The organism is Kineobactrum sediminis, from assembly GCF_002868715.1.
Lineage (GTDB): Bacteria > Pseudomonadota > Gammaproteobacteria > Pseudomonadales > Halieaceae > Kineobactrum > Kineobactrum sediminis.
The window spans coordinates 730,945-742,849 of record NZ_PKLZ01000001.1; the positions used below are offsets into that span (position 1 = coordinate 730,945).

Annotated in this window: 11 protein-coding genes; 4 read left to right on the plus strand and 7 right to left on the minus strand. The window is 58.6% G+C overall.

Annotation, left to right across the window (positions count from 1 at the left end):
- Positions 1-16 precede the first annotated feature (16 nt).
- Positions 17-637 carry an NADPH-dependent FMN reductase gene (locus CWI75_RS03260; RefSeq protein WP_101520006.1) on the plus strand — a complete coding sequence of 207 codons (621 nt, stop codon included), beginning with the start codon at positions 17-19 and terminating at the stop codon, positions 635-637.
- 33 nt (positions 638-670) lie between these two features.
- Here CWI75_RS03260 and CWI75_RS03265 read toward each other — a convergent pair whose 3' ends face one another.
- From CWI75_RS03265 to CWI75_RS03280, 4 genes are all read right to left on the minus strand, one after another.
- Positions 671-2,212: a sensor domain-containing diguanylate cyclase gene (locus CWI75_RS03265; protein WP_101520007.1), complete on the minus strand. Its 1,542-nt coding sequence runs from the start codon at positions 2,210-2,212 to the stop codon at positions 671-673.
- Positions 2,213-2,248: 36 nt separating this feature from the next.
- Complete coding sequence (locus CWI75_RS03270) at positions 2,249-2,890, minus strand: thiol:disulfide interchange protein DsbA/DsbL (RefSeq protein ID WP_101520008.1); 642 nt, start codon at positions 2,888-2,890, stop codon at positions 2,249-2,251.
- A gap of 110 nt (positions 2,891-3,000) precedes the next feature.
- On the minus strand, positions 3,001-3,636 hold the full coding sequence (locus CWI75_RS03275; RefSeq protein ID WP_101520009.1) for a c-type cytochrome: 636 nt from the start codon (positions 3,634-3,636) through the stop codon (positions 3,001-3,003).
- A 41-nt stretch (positions 3,637-3,677) separates the two neighbouring features.
- Positions 3,678-3,971 carry a c-type cytochrome gene (locus CWI75_RS03280; RefSeq protein WP_101520010.1) on the minus strand — a complete coding sequence of 98 codons (294 nt, stop codon included), beginning with the start codon at positions 3,969-3,971 and terminating at the stop codon, positions 3,678-3,680.
- A 120-nt stretch (positions 3,972-4,091) separates the two neighbouring features.
- On the opposite strand from CWI75_RS03280, the gene yihA reads away from it, so the two are divergent.
- Positions 4,092-4,766: a ribosome biogenesis GTP-binding protein YihA/YsxC gene (yihA, locus tag CWI75_RS03285; RefSeq protein WP_101520011.1), complete on the plus strand. Its 675-nt coding sequence runs from the start codon at positions 4,092-4,094 to the stop codon at positions 4,764-4,766.
- A 57-nt stretch (positions 4,767-4,823) separates the two neighbouring features.
- Here yihA and CWI75_RS18370 read toward each other — a convergent pair whose 3' ends face one another.
- Entirely contained in the window at positions 4,824-5,228 is a 405-nt protein-coding gene (locus CWI75_RS18370; protein ID WP_162299973.1) for a DUF4168 domain-containing protein, read from the minus strand.
- A 205-nt stretch (positions 5,229-5,433) separates the two neighbouring features.
- Here CWI75_RS18370 and CWI75_RS03295 point away from each other — a divergent pair, with 205 nt between their 5' ends.
- Together CWI75_RS03295 and CWI75_RS03300 are read left to right on the plus strand one after the other, a co-directional pair.
- A complete protein-coding gene (locus tag CWI75_RS03295) occupies positions 5,434-6,921 on the plus strand; it encodes an ATP-binding protein (RefSeq protein WP_162299974.1) in 1,488 nt (495 codons plus the stop codon).
- Positions 6,918-8,288, plus strand: a complete 1,371-nt coding sequence (locus CWI75_RS03300) for a sigma-54-dependent transcriptional regulator (RefSeq protein WP_101520013.1) — start codon at positions 6,918-6,920, stop codon at positions 8,286-8,288. Before CWI75_RS03295 ends, CWI75_RS03300 begins: the two co-directional genes overlap by 4 nt.
- Before the next feature lie 213 nt (positions 8,289-8,501).
- On the opposite strand, the gene polA is transcribed toward CWI75_RS03300, so the two are convergent.
- Positions 8,502-11,222, minus strand: a complete 2,721-nt coding sequence (gene polA / locus CWI75_RS03305) for a DNA polymerase I (protein WP_101520014.1) — start codon at positions 11,220-11,222, stop codon at positions 8,502-8,504.
- A 15-nt stretch (positions 11,223-11,237) separates the two neighbouring features.
- Complete coding sequence (locus CWI75_RS03310) at positions 11,238-11,900, minus strand: SCO family protein (RefSeq protein ID WP_101520015.1); 663 nt, start codon at positions 11,898-11,900, stop codon at positions 11,238-11,240.
- Positions 11,901-11,905 lie beyond the last annotated feature (5 nt).

Genomic DNA, 11,905 nt, shown 5'->3' on the forward strand with positions numbered 1-11,905 from the left:
CCGGACAGGAGACCTCATGAAGATCGGCATCATCAGCGGCAGCCACCGACCCAATTCCCAGAGTGCCAAGATTGCGCGGCACATTGAGCGCACATTACAACAACAGGAGTTGTGTGAGGCCACCTGGGTATACGAACTGGCGGACAACCCGCTGCCACTGTGGGAAGAGGGGGTTTGGAATGCCGAGGATGCCGCCTGGCAGAAACTGCTGCAACCTTTGCGCGAACAACTCCATAGCTGTGACGGATTGATAATTATCTCTCCGGAATGGCATGGCATGGCCACTCCGGGTCTCAAAAACTTCCTGCTGATGTGGACCGGCGGGGAAGAGCTTGCGCACAAGCCGGCTCTTATCGTTACCGTGTCCGTTGCTGACGGCGGCTCCTATCCGGTCGCGGAACTGCGCATGAGCAGCTACAAAAACAGCCGGATATGTTATTTACCGGAACACCTGATCATCCGCTATGTTGACACCGTGTTTAATGAAGATCCCGCCACCAATAACGCCGACGCCCAGGCGTATTTCGAGGCGCGGCTCAGTTATTGCCTGGAAATGCTACGTGAATACAGCCTGGCTTTTCGCCAGATTCGCAATAGCGGCAAGGTTTCGCTCGCCAAGTACAGCAGTGGTATGTAAGTACTCACCCGCCGGGATAAGCGAGAATTACAGCTATGCGGCATCAGGAGTCGCTACCTGTACCTGGTTGCGGCCTTCTGCTTTCGCCCGGTACAGCGCCCTGTCTGCCCGCTTGAGAAGGCTGTTAAGGTCTGTGCCCGGCACGCAATCTGACAAGCCGGCGCTGAATGTGAGGTTGATTGGGGCCTGCTCATCAGGGTTCAGATTAAAGCTCATTGAGGCCCTGATCCGGTCAAGGAGTTTGAAGGCTTCCAGGGTGTCGGTGTCAGGCATCAGCAGCACAAACTCTTCGCCACCATAACGCGCCACCAGATCCGTCTCTCTTATCCGGGATTCACAGAACCGGGCAAACCGGCGCAGCACCTCGTCACCCACCGCATGGCCATGGGTATCATTGATGCGCTTGAAAAAATCGAGATCGATAAGTGCAAGGGAGAGCTGGCGTTTGTGTCGCAGGCTCCGACCAATCTCGCGTGAGGCGAGATCATCAAAGGCGCGGCGATTAAGCAGGCCAGTGAGGTGGTCCCGGGTCGCAAGTTGTTCAAGCCGGCTCTCGAGCGCCTTGCGATGACTGACATCGCGTACTTCCACAATACGTTCATTGTCGAGTGAAGCCACCGACAGTTCAGCGGGCCAGTTATTGTTCGCGGCATGCAGAGCCTGAACATCAAGCTGCCGGGCGCTCCCCGCGGATAGCGCGGCATGGAGCAATTCCTGGCTTTCGCGTGGAAACAGCGTGCCAATGTCGGCCTGAATCAATTCACTGCGCGGCCGGCCAACGAGCGACTCCAGCTTTGTGTTGGCGTCGACGATGGCACCATCACGAACAATCATAATGCCGGAAGTGGTCGCACCCAGTAGCTTTTCAAAGCGTTCGGCACTGTGTCTCGCCTGCTCGGCATAGTTCTGGCTTGCCTCCAGAATACGCTGCATCGTCATCAGGGCCACGCCTACAAAGCCCATTACCAGGGCCGGTATCGCAAAGTTGTAGGGCAACAGATAGCTGAAAGACTCATGCGGTGGAATATAGGGTTTTTCCAGCAGCCAGTCATGGTAGCCCAGATAACCCCGGGTCAGGGTAACCCCTGAATACACCAGCAGGCTGATACCTACCAGCAGATGCGCAGGACGGGTCACGCGGTCGTTGGGGCGGCGCAGCAAAATCCAGATTGCCTGCAACGGCAGCAAACCCGCAATGGTCGAATAAACACCCATCAGGAAGTCGGAATTGCCTTCATACAGCCAGTAGTGAGTATTGACTATCACCATCACGCCGACGCTTACGATAACGATCCACCAGGGCAGCGGACGGTCCATAATACGGAAGACGCCAAGCAGGAACAGTGCCTCCCCGCCTAACTGGCCGGCGTTTCCCAAAACGTTGAGCAGGGGGTTGCCGGTCGCCATAAAGCCGATAAAGCAGAGCACACCCGCAATAAGCACCCAACTGCCTGCCATCCAGAAACCGGGGCCAGCGTAAGGTCGGGCGGTGTACCATAAGGCGGTAGCCGCAACGGCAACCGCGAGCAGGAGGCAGAGCCCCAGAAGCATTGGCGAGAAATAGATCTCCACCATGGGGCTTGTTTGTTTATAGTCGCAAAGCGCGCTGGATCAGGCGGCGTCGGCGGACAGCAGCGCGCGTTCTTTTTCGATCAGGTAATCGGCTATTTTCAGCATATTGGCCTGGCTACCGGCTTTGCGGGTGGAAATCCGGTACTTGCCATTAACCATCATTTCCGGGGTGCCGGTAATCTGCGCGGCACGGGCCCGGCTGTTGGCCTGGCGCACCTGGCTGCTGACACCGAATGATTTGAGCGCCTTGTTAAAATCATCGGCGGCCACACCATTGGCGGTAAATACATCGCGTATCGCCGCTTCCGAAGCCAGTCGCTTGCCATCCACGTTCATCGCCTGAAACAAGACCGTGTGCATCTTGTCACTGACACCCAGCACGTCGGCAACGTAGAACATCGCCGCGTGCAGCTCCATGGGCTTGTTCCAGATAGCGGGCGAGCCGGTAAAAATGACATCTTCCGGCAGTGACTCCTTCCAGCGACTAACCAGTGGCTCGAACGTATAGCAATGGCCACAGCCGTACCAGAAAAACTCAACCACCTCGACCCGACCGGGGTCAGCCGTGCGAATGGCAGGCGTAATCAGGTCATAGTGAGTACCTTCCTCCCAGCTTTCCTGGGCGGCTCCTACCAGGGGAGCCAGCAAGAGGAAGGTGCCAATAATCAGTCGCTTGAACATGTATCTCTCCATGAGCGGGGGTTCACTTATAGGACCTGACGCAGACGCCCAGGTTCGGTAACCACGGTAAAAATACCAAAGAGACCCGTACCGAGGGCAATCACGCGAGCCTAGTTAAGGCCCGCGACATAGCTTGCCACTGCTTCAATCTCCATATCACTGAGACCGAAGGCGTTGCTGCGCATTATCTTTGTGTCGCCGTCATTGGTACGGCCTTCAGGATTTTCGTAACCCTTGCGATACATACGCAACTGGGTGGCGATATATTCGGCGTGCTGGCCGGCGAGCATCGGGTATCCCGCGGGGGCGTTCCCTTTACCAGTGGGCGAGTGGCAGGCGATACAGGCTGCAACCTTGCGCTCGGCAACTCCCGCCCGATAGACCCTCTGGCCAAGAGCCAGGAGTTCGGGGTCGGTCTGGCCGCGAGTGGACTGCTGTGCTGCGTAGAAAGCCGCGATATCAGCGAGCTGCTGATTGGTCATATCGTCGAGTTGACCGACCATACTCGGCACCGGACGGGCGCCGTCGCGAATATCCATTAGTTGCTTATACAGATAGCGCTGACCCTGGCCCGCCAGCTTGGGGAAGGTGCCGGCAATACTGTTGCCATCTGCACCATGACAGGCGCTGCACATACCCGTGAGGGCCTCACCGGCCGCGGCATCACCGTTAAGTATCGGGGTGGCTGCGGATAGTGGCTGCGCCAATCCCAGCAGGACCCCGCAAAGGACAAGAACTCTCTTCATGACTCTTCCAGATCAAAATTGGGAGGGGGAGGGCCGGAAGGCTACTCCTTCGGTGCGGCCATATAATTAATTAGCGCCTTATAGTCTTCATCGGTACAGTCGAAACACATGCCTTTGGGGGGCATTGCGTTCAGGCCATTCTTGACCGACTGGACCAGCGTATCCATGCCTTTTTCAAGCTTGGGCGCCCATGCATCGGCATCCCCTGTTTTGGGGGCACCGGCAACGCCGGCATTATGACATACAGCGCAGCTTTTGTTGTATTTGCCCATATCGACATCTGCAACAGCAGTAGTGGCGAACATCAGTGCGCCAAGTGCCAGGAGCTTTTTCATCGAGTACCTCTGCTAATATAGCTTGGACTTTCATTGCGCCCTGCAGGGATTTGCCGCAGAGCTCTTTAACCTGTGGCATTATATACGACTTACCCAGCGCAAAAAAGGCAAGTCCTCCGTATGCAACATCCTGTCCCCGGCAAACCCGACTACCGCGCTGCAACGTTTCTGACCAGCGCCGGCAAAGTTTCACAATGTCCCGAAGACAGCGGCTGGGAAGTAGCCTTTGCCGGCCGCTCCAACGCCGGCAAATCATCTGCAATAAACAGTTTAACTGCAAATAAAAAGCTCGCACGTACCTCCAAGACACCGGGCAGGACCCAGCTGATCAACTTCTTTGAGCTCAGCGAGAACCAGCGACTGGTGGACCTGCCAGGCTATGGTTTCGCCAAAGTACCGCTGGCGGTCAAGCGGGAGTGGACCAGACAGCTGGAGAACTATCTGCAAACACGAGAGAGCCTTCGCGGCCTGGTGCTGTTAATGGACGTTCGCCACCCCTTGCAGGAGTTCGATCGACAAATGCTCGGCTGGGCAATAGCGGCCGATATGCCGGTTCATATTCTGTTGACCAAAGCCGACAAGCTCAAGAACGGCCCCGCCGGCAATACCCTGTTACAGGTTCGCAAGCAGACACGGGACTACGGTGACCGGGTGAGCGTGCAGCTGTTTTCAGCTCTCAAGCACACCGGGCACAAGGAACTGATAGCCGTGCTTGATGCCTGGCTCATGGATGAGAGTGTTTACGCTGAGGCCGGAGACCCGGTGGAAGATGGGTCGCCGCAGGACCAGATATAAAAACGGGGGCCTGTTCCACAGGCCCCCGGTGACATTACGATTGGGACTATACGACTATCAGCCCTGCATCTCCTGCAGGCGATTACGCAGGTCTTCATCTGACTGCAGTGCGTAGGCGATCTGGTTATATTCCTCCACCGTCATGCCAAAGGACTCTACTGCGGCGACCATTTCACCTGACGCTCTTTGTTGCAGGGCCTGCGCTTCCTCAGGCGTATCCACATTAGACATTTGCTGCTGAAACTGCTCGCGCAGTTCAGTGATTTTTGTTGCAACCTGAACATAGAGCTGCAGGCTGGAATCGGTCACATCGGCTGACTTCATCGGCGCCTCGGCCGCCGGGTTCTGGGCCTGCCCCTGGTTCTGCGCCTGTCCCTGTTGGGCGCTGGCCACCTGGCCCGCCAGCAGCAAGACCATGGCAGCGGTGGTAATTGTTGCGGTTGTAAGTGCTTTGAACATCATAATTCCTCCTAAGGTACGTTGGATGTACACCTCACAAGTATCAAATAACGTGCCAAAACAGGGGAGGAGCAAAAGAAAAATCGTATCTCTCTGATTATTATAGGCTTTTTCATGCTTTCCAAGAGATCCATAGCGCCCCCCTCTAGTCATGACATGATCCTCGAGTGTATCATTGCGATACATGTATATTTTGCGGTGTATCTTCATGACACAGCTGACGTCTCGCTGGCCGATCCTGGGCAAGCTACTGGGTAATCTGCAGCAAACCCTCATGGGTTTTGTCGCGTTGCCCCTGATACTGGTCGCGGCACTGTTTATCCGGGTAGCCTTCGAACAGGCCAACGCCTTCCAGGAAACCCTGCTCAAGAGCGATCTTGAGTTAATCGCCCGCGCCATCAGTGGGCCAGTGACAGAGGCCCTGCTGAACGGCGAGCGGGAAAACATGAAAGCGACCCTGGCCTCCGTGTTCTCCATAGGTCGCGTGTATGGTGCCTCGGTGTTCGACAGCGACGGCCGCCGCATGGCCGCCGCCGGCATCACCGAGCGAGACCTCACCCATAGCAGGATCCCGCTGCAGCTGGCCGATTCCGGCGAAAAGCGCGAAGAGTATCGGAAGGTGGGGGGGCGCCGGGTTTTCTCCCATTTCATGCCCTTGTTCGACGAGTCGGACCGGACCCAGGGCTTCATCCAGATTACCCGCCGGCAGACAGATTTCACCAGCGCCCTCAGTCGGCTCACCTGGCTCGCCTGGAGTCTCTGGGCACTGCTGGCCGCGGTCATTATCGGCACCGTACTCACCGGACATTACCGCGGTATCGGCCGCCACCTGAAACTACTGCGCCAGGGAATGGCCCGGGTGGCAGCAGATAGCCCCGGTTATCGCTTCGAAATCAGGGGACCACGGGAGGTGCAGTCCATATCGGTGGGTCTCAATACCATGCTGGACGGCATACAGCGGCGGGAGCAGGAGCTGGAGCAAAGGCGGATGGCAGAGCAAACCCTGCAGCTGCAACTGCGCGACAGCCAGACCCTGGCCACGGTCGGTCGCATTACCCGGGGCTTTGCCCACGAACTGGGTGCACCGCTGAGTGTCATAGAGGGCCGCGCGCGGCGCCTGGGCAGATACCTCGGGGCTGACGACCGCGATCTGGCGGCAATACGGCACCAGGTACGACAGCTCACTGAAACGGTACATGATCTGCTCAATTATTCCCGCCCCGCAGAACCACAGGTAGAGCCAATTGATACTGACAGACTGATCCGGGATGCGGTGAACACCGTTGCCGAAGAGCTCAGCGGTAAAGCGGTGGTTGCCCAGTACCAGCCATGCGGGCAGACCCTGCAGCCGCTGCAGGGCGACCGGCGGCGGCTGCAGCTGGCCCTGCTTAATATCATACGCAACGCCGCCCAGGTTGCCCGGTACCGGGTTTTAGTTACGGCATCCGGCAGTCAGGGTGGTGTAAATATTGATATCAGTGACGACGGCCCGGGGTTTCCCGGCAATCGCGACCAACTGATGGAGCCGTTCTATACCACCCGTGCTTCCGGAGAGGGTACAGGCCTGGGCCTGGCCATTTCCGCCAGTATTCTTGACGAGCACGGCGGCACCATCAACCTGGGCGATAGCGCTGCGGGCGGGGGCAGGGTGTCACTGTGGCTGCCCTCGGGCCCGGCCCCGGAACGACCGCTATGAGTCGGGAGCGCATCCTGTTGATCGAAGACGATGACGGCCTGCGCGAACTGCTGGTCGAGGAGCTGGAAGCCGATGGCTACCACGTTACCGCCGTCGCCAGCATTGCCGGGGCACAAACGGAGCTCAAGGGTGCGCCCCCGGCCCTGGTAATCAGTGACCTGCGGCTGCCCGACGGTAACGGTATGACGCTGCTACCGCAACTACAGAGCAGCCTGCCCCGGCCCGGCGTCCTGATTATCACGGCCTTTGGCACTGTCCGCCAGGCGGTAGAGGCATTGCGGGCTGGCGCCGATGACTTCATTACCAAACCCATCGATTTTGACCATCTGCAGCTTTCTGTGCAGCGATTGCTGGAACAGCAGCGTCTGCAGGCCGAAATCAGCAGTTATCGGGAACTGCTCACCGACAAGCCATTCCACGGCATGCTCGGCAGCAGTGTTCCGATGCGCAGCCTGGTGCAGGAGATTCGCCAGATCGCGCCAGCCGGGGGGCCCGTGCTGGTACTGGGAGAGAGCGGCACCGGCAAAGAGCTGGTGGCCCGGGCCATTCACGCGGAAAGCCCGCGCGCCAATGCGCCATTCCTCGCGGTGAACTGCGGTGGGATTCCTTCAGAGCTGATGGAAAGTGAGTTCTTCGGGCACAAGGCCGGTGCGTTTACCGGCGCTCGCAACCAGCGCGGCGGCCTGTTGCAGGAAGCGAACGGCGGCACGCTGCTGCTGGATGAAATTGGCGAAATGCCACTGGCATTGCAGGCAAAGCTACTGCGGGTGTTACAGGACGGGCGACTGCGTCCGGTGGGCAGTGATCAGGAGATCGAGGTGGACGTACGCATTCTTGCCGCAACCCATCACGACCTGGAACAAGCCGTCTCTGCCGGGGATTTCCGTGAGGACCTTTACTACCGACTGGAAACCTTTGCCTTGCGAGTACCGCCCCTGCGTGAGCGCGGCGAGGACTGGTTGCAGCTGGCGAATTTTTTCCTCGCCCGGCAACCAGCAGCGGGTAAAGGCCGCATCAGGGGCTTCAGCGACGATGCACTCAACTGCCTGCGCGGATACCCGTTTCCGGGCAATGTCCGGGAGCTGGGGAACATCATGGAACGTGCGGTGACCTTCTGCGAAGGCGGCCTGATTACCAGCGAGCATCTGCCGGCAAGAGTGAAGGGACATCAACAGCCCCCCGAGCAGCCACTGGCCCCGGGGTTACCGCGGGAAAAAGAATGGCACAGCCTGGAAACGCACCAGCGCCGCTATGTGGACCAGGTCATGGCCCACACCAAAGGCAACAAGCGACGCGCTGCGCAGATCCTCGGGGTGACCCGCAGGACGCTCTACCGCTGGCTGGATCACCGGCAACAAGAAGACTAACCCTGGCGACGCCAACGAGACCGGGCGCTGTCGGGAGAGGAGAGAGGGGAATAAATAAAAAAACCCGGCGGCCTGTAGGGGGCCAGACCGCCGGGACAGCTTGGTCTCTGGGGAAGAGACGTATTCCGACGGCCCATGGAGAATAAGCCGGCAGAACAGTAGCAACTCGTGCTACGTAAAATGAGACCCGGCCCTATGCGGAAAGTTCACTGTTCAGTGCGCCTCATCCCAATTTTTTCCGGAACCGGCCTCCACCAGCAGTGGTACCGCCAGCTCGGCGGCACCGGACATCAGCTCGCAGAGCGTGGAGCACACCTCGGGCACACTATCCTCTGCCACTTCCAGCACCAGCTCATCGTGGACCTGCATGATCATCCGGGCGTCTACCCCGGATTCCTGTAACCAGTGATCAACCGTGAGCATTGCTTTCTTGATGATATCCGCCGCGGTGCCCTGCATCGGCGCATTGATGGCGGTTCGCTCGGCGGCCTGGGCGCGCATTTTGTTACTGGCGTTGATCTCCGGCAGATACAGTCGACGGCCAAACAGGGTCTCCACGTAGCCCTGCTCGCGAGCACTGGCCCGGGTGTTGTCCATATAGGTTTGTACGCCGGGATAGCGCTCGAAGTACCGTTCAATATATTCCTGGGCTTCCTTGCGCCCCAGCTGCAACTGGCGGGCCAGGCCAAAAGCCGACATCCCGTAAATGAGGCCAAAATTGATCGCCTTCGCCCGCCGCCGCTGCTCCGGGGACACCGATTCCAGGCCCACGCCAAAAACCTCGGCCGCGGTGGCCTGGTGTACGTCCAGTCCGTCCCGGAAAGCCCGCAACAGCCCTTCATCCGAAGACAGGTGGGCCATGATACGCAGCTCAATCTGGGAGTAATCCGCAGCCACTATGCAATAGCCCGGGGCCGCGATAAACGCCTGCCGGATACGGCGCCCTTCCAGGGTACGAATCGGGATATTCTGCAGGTTGGGGTCCGAGGAGGAAAGGCGGCCGGTAGCGGTTATCGCCTGGTGGTATGATGTGTGTATGCGCCCTGTACGCGGATTCACCATCTCTGGCAGCTTGTCTGTATAGGTGGACTTCAACTTACTGAGGCCGCGATACTCCTGCAAGACTTTCGGCAGCGGGTAATCCAGCGCCAGTTCCGCCAGCACTTCCTCCGCCGTGGATGCCGCGCCCTTGGGCGTTTTGCGCAGTATTGGCAACTCCAGCTTCTCAAACAGGATTTCACCCAGCTGCTTGGGCGAACCCAGGTTGAAGGGCTGCCCGGCGAGCTCGTGGGCTTCGGCCTCGAGTGTTTTCAGCCGACTTTCCAGCTCCAGGCTCTGGCTGTGCAGCAGGTCCATGGACAGCAGGGCGCCGGTGCGCTCAATGCGCGACAATACGGGCACCAGTGGCAACTCAATATCGGTGTAAACGCTGGAGGGGCCGGGCATTGCCTGCAAGCGGGGCCACAATAGCTGGTGCAGGCACAGGGTAATATCGGCGTCTTCGGCGGCGTAGGGGCCGGCATCTTCCAGCTTGATCTGGTTAAAGGTGAGCTGCTTTGCACCCTTGCCGGCGATATCAGCAAAGTGCGTGGTCTTGCGTCCCAGATATTTCAGCGCCAGGCTGTCCATATCGTGGCGGGTTGCAATTGAATTGAGCACATAGGACTCAAGCATGGTGTCGTGACGAATACCACGCAGGATGATGTCGTGATTGGCCAGCACGCTCGCATCGTATTTCAGGTTCTGGCCAACCTTGGCGCGGGTTTCGTTTTCCAGCAGCGGCTTTAGCTGCGCCAGGACCGCGTCGCGGTCAAGCTGCTCGGGCACGCCGAGATAATCGTGGGCCAACGGTACATAAGCGGCTTCCCCCGGAACCAGCGCAAAGGAGACCCCGACAATCTGCGCCTCCATGTAGTTCAGGCTGGTCGTCTCGGTATCAAAGGCGAACAGCTCCGCAACTTCCAGTCGCGCCAGCCACCGCTCCAGGTCTGCCTGTTCGGTAATAATCTCGTATGCGGGATCGTCAGCGGGCATATCGGGCGCGCCGGCAGGGTCTTCACCGGCCAGCAGTTCCTCCAGCCAGGCGCGGAATTCCAGTTGGGTATACCAGTCGCGCAGGGCCGCGATATCCGGTTCGCCATTGCGCAAATCGTCGGGACTCTCGTGCAGGGGAACATCGGTCTTGATGGTGGCCAGCTGATAAGACAGGTAGGCACTGTCTTTGCCAGCCTCAAGCTTGCTCGCGACCGCTTTTGCACCCCGTATGCCCAGTGTTGCCACCCGCTCCAGGTTTGCGTAGATCTCGTCGAGGCCGCCGAGTTCCTGGAGCAGGGCCAGGGCGGTTTTTTCACCCACGCCAGGCACTCCGGGAATGTTGTCGACCTTGTCTCCCATGAGGGCCAGAAAATCGATAATCCGTTGCGGCGGAATCCCAAACCGCTCCAGCACACCGGCTTCGTCAAGCCGGGTATCGGTCATGGTATTGACCAGCGTGGTATTGGAATCCACCAGCTGTGCCATATCCTTGTCGCCGGTGGAGATCACCACCGGGCGTCCTTCACTGCTGGCCTGCCGCGCAAGGGTGCCGATCACATCATCTGCCTCTACGCCGGGCTCGCAGATCAGTGGCAGACCCATGGCGCGCACAATCGCATGAATGGGCTCCACCTGGGCCCGCAGTTCCTCGGGCATACTGGGACGATGGGCTTTGTAGTCCGCAAACAGTTCATCGCGAAAAGTCTTGCCTTTCGCATCGAAGACCACCGCAATAGGGCTGTCCGGATAGTCCTTACACAGGCGCCGGAGCATGCTGATGACGCCCTTGGTCGCACCGGTGGGCTCGCCAGTAGACGTGTTCAGCGGGGGCAGGGCATGGAATGCGCGGTACAGGTAGGATGAACCATCTACCAGGACAATCGGGGGGGTTTTGGACATGGGTATCCCTGTCAGCTAGCGATCCCAGAGGACCCGAATCGAGCGGTAGGTCACTTTCATCTTGGCCAGATCAAGTGGCGGTTTGAAAAACGCGTGGTAGTCACCTCGGGGGTTTATCAATACCACATTGGCACTGTGATCAATGAGGTAGTCCTCGCCCTGTCCCGGCACTTTACGGAAGGGCGTGTTCAGCGCTGTGGCAAAGCGATGAATATCCAGGAACTCGCCGGTCACACCGATAAATTCCGGGTTAAAGAACGGCACGTAGCCCGCCAGCTGCTCTACCGAATCCCGTGCAGGATCAACAGACACCATAACCACCTGGGTATCTGCCGCTTCAGTGCCTTCAAGCTTTTGCATGAATTCGTTGAGAAACGCCATGGTGGTGGGACATATGTCGGGGCAATAGGTGAAACCAAAGAATACCAGGGTCCACTGACCCTCCAGGCGGGCAGGATCAAACACTTGCCCGTGGTGATCGGTTAAACTGAAATCGCCGATATCTCTGGGGGTTTGCAGTACGAATGCGCCGTTGGCCTGCATGTCCGCCGCAGTCATTACCCGCGGTTGGCCAATCCGGTTCACAAAACCGGCAACCACCAGCGAGATGAATAACAGCACCGCGATCACCGTCAGGCGAATACCGCGGGTCTGGGAAGGGGTATGAGCGTTAGTCATTGAAT

What these genes read in the sequence shown, in the direction of transcription:
- CWI75_RS03260 (WP_101520006.1), top strand. Translation starts at nt 17, where the DNA reads ATGAAGATCGGCATCATCAGCGGCAGCCACCGACCCAATTCCCAGAGT.
- CWI75_RS03265 (WP_101520007.1), bottom strand. Translation starts at nt 2,212, where the DNA reads ATGGTGGAGATCTATTTCTCGCCAATGCTTCTGGGGCTCTGCCTCCTG.
- CWI75_RS03270 (WP_101520008.1), bottom strand. Translation starts at nt 2,890, where the DNA reads ATGTTCAAGCGACTGATTATTGGCACCTTCCTCTTGCTGGCTCCCCTG.
- CWI75_RS03275 (WP_101520009.1), bottom strand. Translation starts at nt 3,636, where the DNA reads ATGAAGAGAGTTCTTGTCCTTTGCGGGGTCCTGCTGGGATTGGCGCAG.
- CWI75_RS03280 (WP_101520010.1), bottom strand. Translation starts at nt 3,971, where the DNA reads ATGAAAAAGCTCCTGGCACTTGGCGCACTGATGTTCGCCACTACTGCT.
- yihA (WP_101520011.1), top strand. Translation starts at nt 4,092, where the DNA reads ATGCAACATCCTGTCCCCGGCAAACCCGACTACCGCGCTGCAACGTTT.
- CWI75_RS18370 (WP_162299973.1), bottom strand. Translation starts at nt 5,228, where the DNA reads ATGATGTTCAAAGCACTTACAACCGCAACAATTACCACCGCTGCCATG.
- CWI75_RS03295 (WP_162299974.1), top strand. Translation starts at nt 5,434, where the DNA reads ATGACACAGCTGACGTCTCGCTGGCCGATCCTGGGCAAGCTACTGGGT.
- CWI75_RS03300 (WP_101520013.1), top strand. Translation starts at nt 6,918, where the DNA reads ATGAGTCGGGAGCGCATCCTGTTGATCGAAGACGATGACGGCCTGCGC.
- polA (WP_101520014.1), bottom strand. Translation starts at nt 11,222, where the DNA reads ATGTCCAAAACCCCCCCGATTGTCCTGGTAGATGGTTCATCCTACCTG.
- CWI75_RS03310 (WP_101520015.1), bottom strand. Translation starts at nt 11,900, where the DNA reads ATGACTAACGCTCATACCCCTTCCCAGACCCGCGGTATTCGCCTGACG.